Annotated in this window: 15 protein-coding genes; 5 read left to right on the top strand and 10 right to left on the bottom strand. The window is 65.8% G+C overall.

The window, feature by feature from the left end; translation table 11 throughout:
* Positions 1-73: 73 nt before the first annotated feature.
* The 7 genes from E6C72_RS10090 to tpiA all read right to left on the bottom strand — a co-directional run bounded on the left by E6C72_RS10090 (position 74) and on the right by tpiA (position 7,447).
* Positions 74-544, bottom strand: coding sequence for a DUF192 domain-containing protein (locus tag E6C72_RS10090; RefSeq protein WP_348981189.1), 471 nt, complete (start codon positions 542-544; stop codon positions 74-76).
* Between the two features lie 87 nt (positions 545-631).
* Positions 632-1,459 carry a 3-deoxy-8-phosphooctulonate synthase gene (kdsA, locus tag E6C72_RS10085; protein WP_109443675.1) on the bottom strand — a complete coding sequence of 276 codons (828 nt, stop codon included), beginning with the start codon at positions 1,457-1,459 and terminating at the stop codon, positions 632-634.
* 127 nt (positions 1,460-1,586) lie between these two features.
* Positions 1,587-2,282: a dienelactone hydrolase family protein gene (locus tag E6C72_RS10080; RefSeq protein ID WP_109443676.1), complete on the bottom strand. Its 696-nt coding sequence runs from the start codon at positions 2,280-2,282 to the stop codon at positions 1,587-1,589.
* Positions 2,283-2,356: 74 nt separating this feature from the next.
* The gene (locus E6C72_RS10075) at positions 2,357-4,186 is read right to left on the bottom strand and encodes an autotransporter domain-containing protein (RefSeq protein WP_158280228.1); all 1,830 of its coding nucleotides are present in this window, start codon (positions 4,184-4,186) and stop codon (positions 2,357-2,359) included.
* A 170-nt stretch (positions 4,187-4,356) separates the two neighbouring features.
* Positions 4,357-5,988 (bottom strand): CTP synthase, encoded by a 1,632-nt coding sequence (locus E6C72_RS10070; protein WP_109443678.1) that lies wholly within the window; start codon positions 5,986-5,988, stop codon positions 4,357-4,359.
* A 204-nt stretch (positions 5,989-6,192) separates the two neighbouring features.
* Positions 6,193-6,525: a preprotein translocase subunit SecG gene (gene secG, locus E6C72_RS10065; protein WP_109443679.1), complete on the bottom strand. Its 333-nt coding sequence runs from the start codon at positions 6,523-6,525 to the stop codon at positions 6,193-6,195.
* 166 nt (positions 6,526-6,691) lie between these two features.
* Positions 6,692-7,447 (bottom strand): triose-phosphate isomerase, encoded by a 756-nt coding sequence (gene tpiA / locus E6C72_RS10060; RefSeq protein WP_109443680.1) that lies wholly within the window; start codon positions 7,445-7,447, stop codon positions 6,692-6,694.
* A gap of 279 nt (positions 7,448-7,726) precedes the next feature.
* Here tpiA and mbfA point away from each other — a divergent pair, with 279 nt between their 5' ends.
* Together mbfA and E6C72_RS10050 are read left to right on the top strand one after the other, a co-directional pair.
* Complete coding sequence (gene mbfA, locus E6C72_RS10055; RefSeq protein WP_109443681.1) at positions 7,727-8,683, top strand: iron exporter MbfA; 957 nt, start codon at positions 7,727-7,729, stop codon at positions 8,681-8,683.
* Positions 8,684-8,796: 113 nt separating this feature from the next.
* The gene (locus E6C72_RS10050) at positions 8,797-9,309 is read left to right on the top strand and encodes a MarR family winged helix-turn-helix transcriptional regulator (RefSeq protein WP_042695353.1); all 513 of its coding nucleotides are present in this window, start codon (positions 8,797-8,799) and stop codon (positions 9,307-9,309) included.
* A 36-nt stretch (positions 9,310-9,345) separates the two neighbouring features.
* Here the strand turns inward: E6C72_RS10050 and E6C72_RS10045 are convergent, their stop codons facing one another.
* The gene (locus E6C72_RS10045; RefSeq protein WP_247876016.1) at positions 9,346-9,591 is read right to left on the bottom strand and encodes a hypothetical protein; all 246 of its coding nucleotides are present in this window, start codon (positions 9,589-9,591) and stop codon (positions 9,346-9,348) included.
* A gap of 169 nt (positions 9,592-9,760) precedes the next feature.
* On the opposite strand from E6C72_RS10045, the gene E6C72_RS10040 reads away from it, so the two are divergent.
* On the top strand, positions 9,761-10,462 hold the full coding sequence (locus E6C72_RS10040) for a response regulator (RefSeq protein ID WP_109443682.1): 702 nt from the start codon (positions 9,761-9,763) through the stop codon (positions 10,460-10,462).
* A complete protein-coding gene (locus tag E6C72_RS10035) occupies positions 10,459-11,859 on the top strand; it encodes an ATP-binding protein (protein WP_109443683.1) in 1,401 nt (466 codons plus the stop codon). The genes E6C72_RS10040 and E6C72_RS10035 overlap by 4 nt, the downstream gene beginning before the upstream one ends.
* Positions 11,860-12,008: 149 nt before the next feature.
* Here the strand turns inward: E6C72_RS10035 and E6C72_RS10030 are convergent, their stop codons facing one another.
* Positions 12,009-12,698: a response regulator transcription factor gene (locus tag E6C72_RS10030; protein ID WP_109443684.1), complete on the bottom strand. Its 690-nt coding sequence runs from the start codon at positions 12,696-12,698 to the stop codon at positions 12,009-12,011.
* Positions 12,699-13,170: 472 nt separating this feature from the next.
* Here E6C72_RS10030 and E6C72_RS10025 point away from each other — a divergent pair, with 472 nt between their 5' ends.
* A complete protein-coding gene (locus tag E6C72_RS10025; RefSeq protein ID WP_136700717.1) occupies positions 13,171-13,395 on the top strand; it encodes a hypothetical protein in 225 nt (74 codons plus the stop codon).
* Between the two features lie 87 nt (positions 13,396-13,482).
* Here the strand turns inward: E6C72_RS10025 and E6C72_RS10020 are convergent, their stop codons facing one another.
* Positions 13,483-15,132: a DegQ family serine endoprotease gene (locus tag E6C72_RS10020; protein ID WP_247876021.1), complete on the bottom strand. Its 1,650-nt coding sequence runs from the start codon at positions 15,130-15,132 to the stop codon at positions 13,483-13,485.
* Positions 15,133-15,261: the final 129 nt, after the last annotated feature.

The following is a 15,261-nucleotide window of genomic DNA, read 5'->3' as shown; positions in this document are numbered from 1 at the left end:
GCGCGATGAATCTGGGGGAGTTTACGCGAAAGTCAGGGGCCGAAGGCGGTCTTTCAACATCAGGGCTTTTGGCTTACGGCTTGGCGATGTCCGGCGAGACCACCCGGTCGCCGGGGCGGATGCCGAGCCGCGAGGCCATGCCGCCATTCAGTTCCAGGATGGCTTTCACCGGCCCGTCGGAGTTGACCGAGTCCAGCGATTCCGGCACCGCCCGATCGTGGATGTTCACGATGCGGCCATCGGCGGCGATGAACAGCATGTCGAGCGGGATCAGCGTGTTCTTCATCCAGAAGCTGGCCGGCTGCACCCGGTCATAGACGAACAGCATTCCGGCATCGGCCGCCATCGACTCGCGGAACATCAGCCCCTGCGCCTGCTGGCCCGGCGTCAGCGCCAGTTCAACATCGAAGCGGAACTTGCCGCCGCCCGCCGTCTCGATGGTCAGCTTGGATTTCTGAAAGCTCTCCAGCGCCAGGGCCGGGAAGGCGACCACCAGCAACAGGAGCGCTGCGACAACACCCCGAAAACGCCGACCGACCATCATGCTTGTCCCCGAAGGCTGACTTGACCCGTGGATGCGGGAGAGGCGCCAGTGAAGCACAGCGCCCCACCCCAGCCAAATTAAGCCTGTTTAGGACTTCGCCAGACGATCGAAGGCCTGGAGTTTCGCCAGCAGCGCCGGCATCTCCTTCAGCGGCACCATATTGGGGCCGTCGCTGGGGGCGCAGTCGGGGTTCTCATGCGTCTCCATGAAGACGGCGGCGGCGCCGACGGCGATGGCGGCGCGGGCGAGGACGGGCACGAACTCCCGCTGGCCGCCCGAGGTGGTGCCTTGCCCGCCCGGCTGCTGGACCGAGTGGGTGGCGTCGAACACCACCGGGAAGCCGGTCTCCGCCATGATCGGCAAGGACCGCATGTCCGACACCAGCGTGTTGTAGCCGAAGCTGGCGCCGCGCTCGCACAACAGCACGCGCTCGTTGCCCGATGCCACCAGCTTGGCGGCGACGTTCTTCATGTCCCACGGCGCCAGGAACTGGCCCTTCTTGACGTTCACCGCCCGGCCGGTCTCGGCGGCGGCGATCAGCAGGTCGGTCTGGCGGCAGAGGAAGGCGGGGATCTGCAGCACGTCCACCACCTCGGCGACCGGGGCGCACTGGGCCGATTCATGCACGTCGGTGATGACCGGGCAGCCGAACCGCTCGCGGACTTCCGCGAAGATCGGCAGCGCCTTGTCCATGCCCAGCCCGCGCGCGGTGGTGATCGAGGTGCGGTTGGCCTTGTCGAAGCTGGACTTGTAGATCAGCCCCATGCCCAGCGCGCGGGTCATCTCCACCAGCGCGGACGCCGTCTCCATCGCATGGTCGCGGCTTTCCATCTGGCAAGGGCCGGCAATCAGGACGAAGGGACGGTCGTTGGCAATGGTCAGGTCGCCGACCTGAACGGCGCGCGGCGTGGTCATCGGAATGCTCCAGAGCGAAGAGAGGCGAGAGGGCGCCGCCCTCCCGCACTCACCCGACACGGGTTCGGGCAAGGGTCGGAAGACCCTTGCATCCCACTATTCAGGAAATCGGTCAACGGCGCTGGCGTCAGGCCAGATGCGTCCGGAAGAACTCCACCGTCAGCCGGTTCGCCTCGTCGGCAGCGTTCCGGTCGTAATGCTCGCCTCCCGGCCGGGCAAAGGCATGGTCCATGCCGGGATAAACCTTGGCGGTCACCCATTTGTTGTCCTTCACCCCGGCCACCACCGCGTCGCGCTTGTCAGGGCTTGAGAACTTGTCGTTCTCGGCGATGTGCAGCATCAGGGGCTTGGCGATCCTATCGGCCTCGCCCAGCAGTCCCTCCAGTCCGACACCGTAATAGCCGACATTGGCCTCGGCGTCCGACCGCGTCGCCATCATGAAGGCGAGCCGGCCACCCAGGCAGTAGCCGACGGTGCCGGCCTTGCCGGTGCAGCCGTCCTGCCCGCGCACCCAGGCGAGCGCTGCCTTCAGGTCCTCGACGGCCTTGTCCTGATCCATGCCGTTCAACAGCGCGAAAGCCTGGCTCCACTCCTCCTGCGTCTTGTCGGTCAGCTGCACGCCGGGCTGCTGGCGCCAGAACAGGTCGGGGCATACCACCAGGAAGCCCTGCGCGGCGTACCAGTCGCATTGCTCGCGCATCACCGCATTGACGCCGAAGATTTCCTGGATCACCACCAGTCCGCCAGCCGGGGCTACGGTGGGCTTGGCGACATAGGCGGAAAAGCGGCCGCCGTCGGCGGCATCGATCATCACGTCGGACATTGTGCTCCTATCCTCCCGTAGGCAAATCCGCCCCTGATATGGAGCGGACTTGCCCCCGGTCACCCCGCCTTTCGTCAGAAACCGACGCTGACACCGACGAAGCCGCCATAATCGCGACGGTTCTCCTCACCCAGCCGGGCGTTCAGACCGAGCGTGCCGGTCACCGACTCCGCCAACTTGAAGGAGGCACCGGCCGTCAGGTCGACATAGCTGCGGTCCGGCTTCGCCACCGCCACGTCGTAAGCCAGGGTGGAAATGCTGCGGCTTTCCACCGTGATGTTGCGCTGATCATCCTTGAACTCCCGGTTCAGCGTCACCTTGGCATAGGGCAGAACACTGCCGAAATCATAGGACGCCTGATAGCCGACGCTGCCGACCAGCGAGTTGCGGGTCTGCGAGCGGTAGGTGAAGCCGAACAGGCTGCTGTCCTCGCTGAAGCCCTCGACCTCGACATGCTGGTAGCGCAGGCCCAGCACCGGTCCGTGGGTCAGCCCGCCGGTCATGAACTCATAGCCGCCCTCGGCGCCGATGGAGGCGTTGATGCCCTCGGTGTTGCCGCCGGTGGAATGGTCAGTGCCATTGATGGTGACGCCACGCCGCAGGTCGTAATCGGTGAAGCCGATGGACCCGACGCCGTTCACAAAGGCGCCGCCCATGCGGTAGAGGCCGTAGCCGCTCAAAACATACTCGCGCTGCTTGTAATCACCACCGGTGGAGAAGCTTCCGCGATAATGCGACGCCGTGCCGGCGACGCCGAGCAGCAGGTTCTCGGTGAAGCGCTTGTCGATGCCGACGCTGACCGAAAGCGGCGTGCCGCGAACTTCCGCCTGCCCGCCGGCACCAGGGTCACCGGTGCGGTCGCTGGTCAGCCGGCCGACGCCGCCGCTGACCCAGGCCCCGGTCGTGCCGGGCTTCCGGCTCCACAGGCTGGTCGCCGCCTGGGCCAGGATTGTGGCGGTCAGGCGGTCGCGGGTGTGGATCGGCGATTCGGCGAGCTGCGCCACGTTGCCGGGGGCGGTCAGCGCATTCAGCACGAAGTCCGACACCGCGCGGTGCCCGGCTGTGGTTGGATGGACGCCGTCGGCGAACAGATAGGTCTGCGCCGCATTGGGGGCCACCAGGGTCCCGGAGGTGCAGAGCAGTGAACTGCTGGTGGTACAGGCGGTGCCGGTCACATTGGTGAAGCCGAAGGAGGCCGGATTGGCGACTGCCGCCCGCAGCAGGGAGTAGGTATCGATCGGGATGACCGAGACGCCGGCATTGGCCAGCCCCAGCGTGACCAACTGGTTATAGCCGCTGACCAGCTGCGTGATCTGCGCTGCCGCCGTGGCGCCCTGCGCCAGTCCGAACGGAGTCGAACCGATGTCCGGCACCGTCGGCACCAGGATGGTGCGGGCACCGGCAGCACGCAGCCGTGACACCTGGGCCACCAGATCGCTCGCCGCCTGGGTTACCGTCGCCTGGGCGGTGGCAGGAGTGTTGAGCGCGGTGAAGATGTCGTTGGCCCCGCCCCAGACGGTATAGAGCGCGTTCGGATCGGCCCGCCCACCGGTGGAGGCCAAGTAGCCGGAGATCTGTGTTGCCACGCTTGGGGCCAGCGCCGTCGGACCGGTCGCCGGGAAACCGACGGAGGTGTTCACCCGCGCGCCGCCAACCGCATAATCGGTGCCGCCCCGCGCCGCGGTGGTGGCGGAGGTGCCGAGCGCCCCGGCGAGGTTTTCCGACCACACCGGACCGGGATTGGTGGTGAACTTGCCGCCGACCGGCAGCAGCGACTGGAACGCACCGCTGTCGGTCAGGCTGTCGCCGAAGAAGATGGTGGAGGAATAATCCGCCGCACCGGCCTGGACTGCGGCGAGCGCGGTGAGGCAAGTGGCGAGAGCGGCGATTCTGACGCGATTCATGGTCCTTCCCCGATCTGATTGTTTGTTTATGCGATTTTCCGCTGATCGTCGCACAAGGGTGCCGGACGCGCAAGAAAGGTGACGTATGGGGAAGGTTGCAGGCATGAAAAAGCCCCGCCTTTTGGGGGCGGGGCTCTTTCGATGCGGTGGTTTGCGCGATGCCTGACTGCTCAGACCAACCGGCTCTGGTCGATCGCCGCCTTGATGAAGGCGGTGAACAGCGGGTGCGGCTCGAACGGCTTGGACTTCAGTTCCGGATGGAACTGCACACCGATGAACCAGGGATGGTCGGGAATCTCGACGATCTCCGGCAGTTCCCCGTCCGGCGACAGGCCGCTGAACTTCATGCCGCAGCGCTCCAGACGCTCCTTGTAGTACACGTTCACCTCATAGCGGTGACGGTGCCGTTCGGAGATGTCGGTGGTGCCGTAGATCTCGGCGACCTTGCTGCCTTCCAGCAGCTTGGCCGAATAGGCGCCCAGCCGCATGGTACCGCCCAGATCGCCGGCCTCGGCCCGGCGCTCCAGCGTGTTGCCGCGCATCCACTCGGTCATCAGGCCGACGACCGGGTTGCCCGGCTTGCCCAGCTCGGTCGAACCGGCATCCTCGATTTTCGCCATGTTGCGGGCGGCTTCGATCACCGCCATCTGCATGCCAAAGCAGATGCCGAAATAGGGCACCTTGCGCTCACGGGCAAACTTGGCCGCCCGGATCTTACCTTCCGTCCCGCGCGAACCGAAGCCACCCGGCACCAGGATGCCGTGGACATTCTCCAGCCGCTTCACCGCCGCGTCGTCATCCTCGAAGATCTCCGAATCGATCCAGTCGAGGTTGACCTTGACGTTGTTGGCGATGCCGCCGTGGGTCAGCGCCTCGGCCAGCGACTTGTAGCTGTCGAGCAGGCTGATGTACTTGCCGACCACCGCGATGGTGACCTCGCCCTGCGGCTTGCGCACCCGGTCCATGATGCGGGTCCAGCGCGACAGGTCCGGCTCCTTGTCGGTCGGCAGGCCGAAATAGCTCAGGACCTGGGTGTCGAAGCCTTCCTCGTGGTAGCTGATCGGCACCTGATAGATCGACTCGACGTCGAGCGCAGCGATCACCCGCTCCGGACGGATGTTGCAGAACAGCGCGATCTTCTTGCGCTCGTTCTCCGGAATCGGACGGTCGGCACGGCACAGCAGGATGTTGGCCTGGATGCCGACGCTCAGCAGTTCCTTCACCGAATGCTGGGTCGGCTTGGTCTTCAGCTCGCCGGCGGTCGGGATGTAGGGCAGCAGGGTCAGATGGATGTAGAGCACATTCTCCTGGCCGACCTCGTTGCCGAACTGGCGGATCGCCTCCAGGAAAGGCAGCGATTCGATGTCGCCCACCGTGCCGCCGATCTCGATGAGGACGAAGTCCTCGTCGGTGGCGTCGGCGCGGATGAACTCCTTGATCTCGTCGGTGATGTGCGGAATGACCTGGACGGTGCCGCCCAGGTAATCGCCGCGACGCTCCTTCGCGATCACGGTGGAGTAGATGCGGCCGGTGGTGATGTTGTCGCCCTTGCGGGCCGACACGCCGGTGAAGCGCTCGTAATGGCCCAGGTCAAGGTCCGTCTCGGCCCCGTCGTCGGTCACGAAGACCTCGCCGTGCTGATAGGGGCTCATCGTGCCGGGATCGACGTTCAGATACGGATCCAGCTTGCGCAGCCGCACCTTGTAGCCGCGCGCCTGGAGAAGCGCCCCAAGCGCCGCCGATGCCAGACCTTTGCCCAGCGAAGAAACGACGCCACCGGTGATGAAGATGTAGCGAGTCATGTCCGTCCGAAGAGCTTGAGAGCTGTTCCATGTCCCCAGAGGGAACGGATTTTCCATCCCCCCATAGGGAGGAGCTGTTCAACGTCCCCCGAAAGGTCGGCGCCGAAACCTCGTGTCTCGGTCGTCGGCCCTCAAAAGAAAGAGGCGGCTTCGGGGAGGCCGCCTCGCTGTCCGCTTCGTACCCGTGCGCTTGGAACTGTCCCGTTACTGGGACACCGGCGGCGCGGGTTGGGCCGGAGCGGCCGGGGCAGCCGGCTGGGCCGGAGCCACCGGAGAGGCCGGCAGCGTGTCGATGATCGAGGCCGGGCGCGAATGACCGCCGGCCAGAATCGCCAGCACGATGCTGGTGGCGAAGAAGCAGCCCGCCAGAATGCCGGTGGTCCGCGTCAGCAGATTGGCCGTGCCACGGGTGCTCATCATGCCGCCCATGGTGCCGCCGCCGATGCCGAGCCCGCCGCCTTCCGACCGCTGGATCAGAATCACACCGACCAGCCCGACGGCGATCAGCAGGTGAATGACCAGAATCACCGATTCCATGCGATGCTCACCCCACACCATCCCAAAAATCGAATAGCGCGCCACAGGCCGTCTTAAGGGCCCGTGGCGCGCGCCCACTGTTTGTACCGCGCCACCACGCGATATGCCAGCGCCAAAATACCCATGCCATATCCGTTGGCGGCATGGCTGACACCGGCGTGGCGTATCAGCGGCAGGCGGTGGCGATGGCCCAGAAATCGTCGGCCTTCAGCGAAGCGCCGCCGACCAGCGCGCCGTCGACATTCTCCACCGCCATCAACTCCGCCGCGTTGTTCGGCTTCACCGAACCGCCGTAGAGGATGCGGACCTTGGCGGATTCGGCGATCTTGCCGTCCAGTTCGGCGCGGATGTGGGCGTGCATCGCCTTCACGTCGTCCGGAGTCGCGGTCTTGCCGGTGCCGATCGCCCAAACCGGCTCATAGGCGATGACGGTGTTCTCGGCAGTCGCGCCGGCGGGGATGGAACCGGCCAGCTGGCCCGACACCACGGCGTCGGCCTGGCCGGCGTCGCGCTGCGTCTCGGTCTCGCCGACGCAGATGATGGCGACGAGGCCCTCCTTGTGGGCGGCCACCGCCTTGGCGTTCACCACGGCGTCACTCTCGCCGTGGTCGGCGCGGCGCTCCGAATGGCCGAGGATGACGAAGCGGCAGCCGGCATCCTTCAGCATGGTCGGCGCCACGTCGCCGGTGTGGGCGCCGGAGGTCTTGGGCGCGCAATCCTGGCCGCCCAGCGCCAGTGGGCTGTCGGCGATCGCCTCGCCCACCGGGAACAGCAGCGGGAAGGGCGGGCAGACCAGCATGTCGAAGGCGACCGGCCCGGCGCCCTTCAGCCGACCGGCGAGGTCGGAGGCGAGATCCAGCCCGTCGGCCTTCAACCCGTTCATCTTCCAGTTTCCGGCGATCAGCTTCCGGTTGGCGGTCATGGTCGTTTCCTTCTTGTCTCGGCTTTATAAGGGAACTTGCGGAACGTTCTTGGCCTCTCGTGATCAAAGGCCATAGCAAGCCCGACGGCGAATTTCCACTCACCCGACCGGCGCATCGCGCCGCCGACAGCCATAAGAGACATCTTGTAGCAGCCCCAGGGCGGAGGCCGATCGGCCCCATGGCGGACCCCCATCAGACGAAGTGCCATGTTGCGGATACCCCTGTCCGGAATAGCATCATTCGCAACGCACCATCTCCCTGCGGCGAAGGCCTGACCCATGAAGAACTTTTCGGACCTGACGGAAAAGGAACTGCTGGCGCTCGCCATCGCCCTGGAGGAGGAGGACAGCCGCATCTATGACGAGTTCGCCCATGCCCTGACCGACAACTACCCCGACACGGCCAAGCTGTTCCGCGCCATGGCGTCGGAGGAAAGCGGACACCGGCACCGGCTGCTGGAGCTGTTCCGCCAGCGCTTCGGCGACCACATTCCGCTGATCCGCCGCCAGGACGTAAAGGGGTTCGTCGAACGCAAGCCGGTCTGGCTGACCCGTCCGCTGGGGCTCGACACCGTCCGCCGGCAGGCCGAACTGATGGAGGCGGAGACCAAGCGCTTTTACAATCGCGCCGCCCAGCGATCCCAGGACGCCGCCATCCGCCAGCTGCTGGGCGATCTGGCCGAGGAGGAGCGGCGGCACGAGGCCAAGGCGGAACGGCTTGAGGCCAAATACGTGTCCCCGCAGGTGCGCGAGCAGGAACACGAATCGGAACGCCGCCTGTTCCTGCTCCAGGTGGTGCAGCCGGGTCTGGCCGGGCTGATGGACGGGTCGGTCTCCACCCTCGCCCCGCTGTTCGCCGCCGCCTTCGCCACCCAGGACAGCCACGAGACCTTCCTGGTCGGCCTCGCCGCCTCCATCGGTGCCGGCATCTCGATGGGCTTCGCCGAGGCGCTGTCGGACAACGGGTCGCTGACCGGGCGCGGCAGCCCGTGGCTGCGCGGGCTGGTCTGCGGCGCCATGACCACACTGGGCGGGCTGGGCCACGCCCTGCCCTACCTGATCCCGCATTTCTGGACGGCGACCGCCGTCGCCATTGCGGTGGTGGTGGTCGAACTGGCGATCATCGCCTGGATCCGCAACCGCTACATGGACACGCCGCTGCTGTCGGCCGCCTTCCAGGTGGTGGTCGGCGGGCTGCTGGTTTTCGGCACCGGCATCCTGATCGGCAGCGCCTGAGGCGCGGGGGAAAAGCCGATTGCGGGAATGAGCTTGTCCTTGTAACCGGGCGTACGATTGTTTATGTCTGAGTTGCTGTCCTAATTAGAACAAATCGAACCAACCGCGTCGCCATGGCTGACCTTAAAGCGGGCGTGAACCAGCTCTTCCTCCGCGAGGAGGAACTCCGCACCGGGATGGAGCTGCTTTTCTACGCCTATCGCGAATTCACCGCCGAACCGGACGAAATTCTGGCGGAGATCGGCTTCGGCCGGGCGCATCACCGCGTGATCTACTTCGTCGGCCGGTATCCCAGGATCACGGTGTCGGAACTGCTGGCGATCCTGAAGATCACCAAGCAGAGCCTGTCGCGCGTGCTGGGCGAACTGGTGCGCCAGGGCTTCATCGACCAGCAGACCGGCGCCCGCGACCGGCGGCAGCGTCTGCTGGAGCTGACGGAAAAGGGTGTGGAGCTGGAACGCCAGCTGTCGGAAACCCAACGACAGCGCATCGCCCGTGCCTATCGCATGGCAGGGGCCGAGGCGGTGGAAGGATTCCGCAAGGTCATGATGGGCATGCTAGACGAGGAGGACCGGGCGAAGTTCGCTCCGCCCGTTCCCCCTGCCCGTCTTGCCGTCAAACGCTGAACGATTGGCCGCTGAACGTCAGAACGCCGAACCGGATCAGCCGGTTTTCGATTCGGTTGTTGCCGGAGAGGCTGCGGTCGCGTCGGCCGGCTTCTCCGCGGCGGCCTTCGCATCGTTGGGATTGCGGCGGCGGAAACCGCCCTTGCGATACACCACGTTTTCAGAAGCGCCCGGCGGGCATTGGACAATGTTCCCGCCCTTAGCCAGGAAGGCGCGGGTCATTTCGGCGAGGTCTTGGGCGTCCAGGTCCCTGGGGTCGTTGGACCTGTGGTCATAGGCCATCGTGATCGCTCCTCGTGTCTCTCGGCCCTCAGCGGAGGGCATATGGAGACTAACACGGATCAGGGCCGAAACGGCCAAGCGCTTACACGCCTGCCCGCCATGCATACCCAGGATAAGTCCCCCATGGCGCCTCTATGTCCATTGCGGGGAGCCGCGTTATAGTCCCGCCATGACCGAAGATCAGCCCCACATCCTGGTCGTCGACGACGACACCCGCCTGCGCGAACTCTTGCGCAAATATCTCGCCAGCAACGGCTTTCTGGTCAGCACCGCCCGTGACGCCGCCGATGCGCGGGCGCAGCTGGGCGGATTGGCCTTCGACTTGCTGGTGCTCGACATCATGATGCCGGGCGAATCGGGGCTGTCGCTGACCGAATCGCTGCGCCGCGAACGCGACCTGCCGATCCTGCTGCTGACCGCCCGGGACGAGCCGGACGACCGCATCGCCGGGCTGGAGGCCGGGGCCGACGACTATCTCGCCAAGCCCTTCAACCCGCGTGAGCTTCTGCTGCGCATCAACTCCATCCTGCGCCGGCAGGCTGCCCGGCCGGCCGATCCGGCGGCTCCGCCGGCAGCCCCGGTGCGCCTCGGCCCCCTCACCTACCTGCCCGACCGCGACGAGTTGCGCCAGGGTGACGAGGTGATCCGCCTGACCACGGCGGAAGCCAGCCTGCTGCGCATCCTCGCCGCCTCCCCCGGCGTGACCTTCACCCGCGACGAACTGACCGAACGCAGCAAGGTCGCCGGCAATGCCCGCACCGTCGACGTCCAGGTCACCCGCCTGCGCCGCAAGATCGAGGCCGATCCGCGCGAGCCCCGCTATCTCCACACGGTCCGCGGCGAGGGCTATGTGCTGAGGCCCGATCCGTGACGGCGAGCGGACAGGCCGGCGCCGATGGCGCCGCGGCCGGCCGGGCGGCGGCCCGCCGTGCGGAACGGCGACGACGCACGCCCTTTCTCAAGCGCTTCCTGCCGCGCACACTGTTCGGCCGCTCCTTGCTGATCATCGTCACGCCGGTGATCCTGGCCCAGGCGGTGGCGACCTGGATCTTCTACGACCGCCACTGGGACACGGTGACGAACCGGCTGGCCTATGCCGTTGCCGGCGACATCGCCACCGTCATCGCCATGCTGGAGCGCGACCCGTCGCAGGACGGGCGCGACTGGACGCTCGCCACCGCCGCCCGCACCACCGACCTGATCGTGACGGTCGAGCCCGACCAGACGTTGCCGGACAAACGCCGAGCATTGAGCGGCCTTCTGGAGCGCACGCTGGGCAAGGCGCTGGACGATCGGGTCGGCCGGCCCTTCACCATCAACACCCGCGTCGCCCATGAATGGTACGAGATCCGGGTGCAGATGGCCGACGGCGTGCTGTCGGTGATGTCGCCGGAACGCCGGCTGTTCACCCCCACCAGCTACATCTTCATCCTGTGGATGGTCGGGTCGGCCATCGTGCTGTTCGCGGTCGCCATTCTGTTCATGCGCAACCAGATCCGGCCGATCAAGCGGCTGGCCATCGCCGCCGACGCGCTCGGCAAGGGACGCGACGTCTCCAACTTCAAGATGGAAGGGGCGACGGAGGTGCGGCAGGCGGCGTCGGCCTTCCTGCTGATGCGCGAGCGCATCCAACGTCAGATCAACCAACGCACCGAAATGCTGGCCGGCGTCAGCCACGACCTGCGCACGCCGCTGACCCGGATGAAGCTGGCGCTCGACATGATCGGGGATCCCGAGCTCGACCCGGAGGTGGAGGAACTGAAGGCCGACGTCGCCGAGATGGAGGAGATGATCGAAGGCTATCTCGCCTTCGCTCGCGGCGAGGGGACGGAGGCTGTGCAACCGACCGACTTGACCCGCCTGCTGAACGAAGTCGCCGCCGGCGCCCGCCGTGAGGGCACCGAGGTGACGCTGACAGCACCGGAGGGGCTGACCCTGCCCTTGCGTCCCAACGCGGTGCGCCGCTGCATCGCCAACCTGCTGGTCAACGCAGGTCGCCATGCCGGTACCGCCTGGGTCAAGGCGGAACGCAAGGACGGCGTGATCGAGATCACGGTGGACGACGATGGCCCCGGCATTCCCGCCTATCTGCGCGACGACGTGTTCAAGCCCTTCTTCCGCGTCGACAGCAGCCGCAATCTCGATACCGGCGGTTCAGGCCTCGGTCTGACCATCGCACGTGATGTGGCGCGCAGCCATGGCGGCGACATCACGCTCGACGACAGCCCCTATGGCGGCCTGCGTGCGGTGATCCGGCTTCCAGTCTGATCCCAGGCTATTCTGATCCAATGAAATAAGCCCATGAAAAAGCCCGCCTTCATTCAGGCGGGCAATTCATGTCATGCAATGACTGCCTCGTCCCCCACCTCACCCGTGAACAGGCAAGGCGGGGATGGGGCAATGGACAGGTGCTGAGGTTACTGGTTCGCCGCCGCGGCGACGACGTTGGCGCCGGCCAGTTCGCCGCCGATGCCGTTGTTCAGCGCCCAGATGGCGGCCTGGGTGCGGTTGGAGGCGTTGATCTTGCGCAGCAGGCTTTTCAGGTGAACCTTCACGGTGGCTTCCGTGATGTTCAGGTGGTTGGCAATCATCTTGTTGCTGTCGCCGTTCAGCAGGCAGCGCAGGATCTGCACCTCGCGCTGCGACAGGCCCTTGCGCGACACCGGCATTTCGGTGCCGTTGCCGTTGACGCGGCCGGAGATCAGCAGAGCCGCCAGATGGGTCGGGAACACCTTCTCGCCCATCATCACCAGCTTCAGCGACTGGGCCAGCGCGTCGGACGACAGATCCTTCATCAGGTAGCCGTCGGCACCGGCCTCCAGCGCATTGGCGAGGCGGCGGGTGCACAGATCGCTGGTCAGGATGACCATGCGGGTTTCCGGCAGAAGGGCGCGCAGGCGGCGCATCCCGTCGGCTTCCTCGTCGCCGCCATTCTGCAGGTCCAGAAGAACCAGCTGCGGCCGCAAGCCGTTTTCAACCGACCCCAGCGCCTCCCGCAGGTTTCCCGCCTCGGCAACGATTTGGAAGGGCGAATCGTCGAGCAGGCGCTTCAGCCCCTCGCGAAACAGCTTGTTCGAGTCGATTAGAAATGCGCGCACTGAGTCCATCGTCCGCTCCCGCAATTTTGGTCGATCGTCATGACGTCGTGGCCAGGGTGGAGGCCGTTGTACAGAGGAAGGTCCCGACGCTTTGGCGATTCGGCGATTACCCCTCGATAGCTTCGGCAGGCCGTTATTTAGGGGGAGGTTACCCCCGTGTCGTGTCCTACGGTACCACTCTCCGGAGTTAAAAGAAGAACGCATTGGGCATATGCGCAAAGCCTCCCCAAGATTTCCAGATCCAAAGATATCACAGCAGCGAACATTACTCTGCACAAAGGAATTAACTGTTTTGTTAACCACTACTTATTTGCGTATAGGACCATCTCATAAGCGAGAGATGCCGCATTTTTCTCACATCGAGTTGCACTGACTGTCGCCAGTGGGGTGATGCCATCAGATAACCCGAATGGAGAGCCTGCACTTTCGATATAGAAATGCTCGCGGCTATCGGCTTGGACTTGACGCCTCCAGGCCGCGCATGTGCATCTCTGCCGGCTTCCGCGCCCGGCGGAAACAGGACGAGGACAGGATGGGCTGGCAGATCATCGTCGCCGCGATGGCGGGCTATCTGGTGCTGCTGGGGCGCAGCGCCTGGAAGCAGGGCGAGTTCCGCCAGTATCTGCGCAGCCTCGCCATTGTCGCCATGCTCTGTGCCCTGCTGGCCGGCGCCGTCGCACTGGCGATGCTGATGGACGGTGCGTAGGCGTCCAATCTCCGGCTCCCGCCGCCGGCAAACAAAAAGGGCGCCGGCGGTCTCCCGCCGACGCCCCTGTTCGTTACCGGCGCGCGATCAACTGAGCGGGATCGCCACGAAGCGCAGATCACCCTTGCGGTCAACCAGCAGCAGGACGGACTTCTTGCTCTGCTCCTTGGCCTTCTGGACCTTGGCGGTCACGTCCTCGGGCTTGCGGACCTCTTCCTGGCCGACTTCGATGATGACGTCGCCGGCGCGCAGGCCCTTTTCCGCCGCGGTCGAGTTGCCCGCCACGTCGGTGATGACCACGCCCTTCATATCAGGCTTGATCTCGTACTGCTGGCGCAGTTCCGGCGTGATGGAGGTCAGCTTCATGCCGAGCGATTCAGTCGGCTTCTGGGCCGGAGCCTTGTCCTTCGGCTGCTGCTTCTCGTCCGGACCGGCGGCGAGCAGGCCCTGCTCCTCGGCGGCTTCAAGCTCGCCGACCTTGACTTGGACGGTCTGCGCCTTGCCCTTGCGCCACACCTCGACCGGAACGGCCTTGTCGATGCCGGTCTCGGCGACGACGCGCGGCAGGCGGCGCATCTCGTCGATTTCCTTGCCGTCGAACTTGGTCACCACGTCGCCGGCCTGGATGCCGCCCTTGGCGGCCGGGCCGTCCGGGGTGACGGAGGCGACCAGCGCGCCCTTGTGGTTGGGCAAACCCAGGCTCTCGGCGATCTCCGGCGTCACTGCCTGGATGCGCACGCCCAGCCAGCCCCGGCGGGTCTTGCCATAGTCCTTCAGCTGCGCCACCACCTGCTTGGCGAGGTTGGACGGAATGGCGAAACCGATGCCGACCGACCCGCCCGACGGCGAGAAGATGGCGGTATTGATGCCGATGACCTCGCCGTTCAGGTTGAACATCGGGCCGCCGGAATTGCCGCGATTGATCGAGGCGTCGGTCTGGAGGAAGTCGTCATACGGTCCGGCATCGATGTTGCGCTGGCGTGCCGAGATGATGCCGGCAGTGACCGAGCCGCCGAGACCGAACGGGTTGCCGATGGCCAGCACCCAGTCGCCGACGCGCATGGCGTCGCTGTCGCCGAATGGAACGGCGACCAGCGGGTGGCTGGTCTTGATCTTCAGCAGGGCGAGGTCGGTCTTGCTGTCCTTGCCGACCAGCTCCGCCTTGATGTTGGTGTCGTCCTGCAGGATGACGGTGATCTCGTCGGCGTCCTGAACGACGTGGTTGTTGGTGACCACGTAGCCGTTCTTGGCGTCGATGATGAAGCCGGAGCCGAGCGACGTCGCCTTGCGCTGCGGCTGGTCCTGCTGTTGCTGGCGGTCGAAGAAGTCCCGGAAGAAATCCTCGAAGGGCGAACCCGGCGGGAATTGCGGGATCTCCGGCCGCTGGCCCTGCGGACGCTGCGGCGCGTTCTGGCTGGTGGAGATGTTGACGACCGCCGGCAGCAGCTTTTCCGCCAGATCGGCGAAGCTGCCGGGCGCATTGCGATTCGGCGTGGCAGCCTGGGCCTGGGCCGGCGCAGCGGCGAAGCCGCCCATCACCGCACCGCCGGCCATGAGCGATGTCATGCCCCAGACGATGGCGGCGACCAGCGGCCGGACGCCCGCCTTGCGAGGCCGGGCCTCGGCCACGGCGCCGCGCGTGGCGGGTTCGAAGTTGGGTATGCGAATCAACGTGCTCTCCCTACCAGACGTCCGGCCGATTCCATGGACGGGAGCGGCCGCCCAGTTCTGGGCCATATAGGTGTTGAGCCAAGAGTATGGCCGCAAGATGGCGTGCCGGTCCAGTCGGCACCAGTGGAAATCTTAAGCCCGGAGCCTTCTTTCGAACCATTTCTGCGGACCACGGAAGCCGGACATGGCTGCGGC

It is taken from the genome of Azospirillum sp. TSH100 (assembly GCF_004923295.1).
Taxonomy (GTDB): domain Bacteria; phylum Pseudomonadota; class Alphaproteobacteria; order Azospirillales; family Azospirillaceae; genus Azospirillum.
The sequence above is the reverse complement of the archived record's forward strand: the minus strand, read 5'-3'. Positions and strand labels throughout refer to the sequence as shown.

Coding starts and splice junctions, on each gene's coding strand:
- E6C72_RS10090 (WP_348981189.1), bottom strand. CDS start 544: ATGATGGTCGGTCGGCGTTTTCGGGGTGTTGTCGCAGCGCTCCTGTTG.
- kdsA (WP_109443675.1), bottom strand. CDS start 1,459: ATGACCACGCCGCGCGCCGTTCAGGTCGGCGACCTGACCATTGCCAAC.
- E6C72_RS10080 (WP_109443676.1), bottom strand. CDS start 2,282: ATGTCCGACGTGATGATCGATGCCGCCGACGGCGGCCGCTTTTCCGCC.
- E6C72_RS10075 (WP_158280228.1), bottom strand. CDS start 4,186: ATGAATCGCGTCAGAATCGCCGCTCTCGCCACTTGCCTCACCGCGCTC.
- E6C72_RS10070 (WP_109443678.1), bottom strand. CDS start 5,988: ATGACTCGCTACATCTTCATCACCGGTGGCGTCGTTTCTTCGCTGGGC.
- secG (WP_109443679.1), bottom strand. CDS start 6,525: ATGGAATCGGTGATTCTGGTCATTCACCTGCTGATCGCCGTCGGGCTG.
- tpiA (WP_109443680.1), bottom strand. CDS start 7,447: ATGACCGCCAACCGGAAGCTGATCGCCGGAAACTGGAAGATGAACGGG.
- mbfA (WP_109443681.1), top strand. CDS start 7,727: ATGAAGAACTTTTCGGACCTGACGGAAAAGGAACTGCTGGCGCTCGCC.
- E6C72_RS10050 (WP_042695353.1), top strand. CDS start 8,797: ATGGCTGACCTTAAAGCGGGCGTGAACCAGCTCTTCCTCCGCGAGGAG.
- E6C72_RS10045 (WP_247876016.1), bottom strand. CDS start 9,591: ATGGCCTATGACCACAGGTCCAACGACCCCAGGGACCTGGACGCCCAA.
- E6C72_RS10040 (WP_109443682.1), top strand. CDS start 9,761: ATGACCGAAGATCAGCCCCACATCCTGGTCGTCGACGACGACACCCGC.
- E6C72_RS10030 (WP_109443684.1), bottom strand. CDS start 12,698: ATGGACTCAGTGCGCGCATTTCTAATCGACTCGAACAAGCTGTTTCGC.
- E6C72_RS10025 (WP_136700717.1), top strand. CDS start 13,171: ATGTGCATCTCTGCCGGCTTCCGCGCCCGGCGGAAACAGGACGAGGAC.
- E6C72_RS10020 (WP_247876021.1), bottom strand. CDS start 15,132: ATGGCCCAGAACTGGGCGGCCGCTCCCGTCCATGGAATCGGCCGGACG.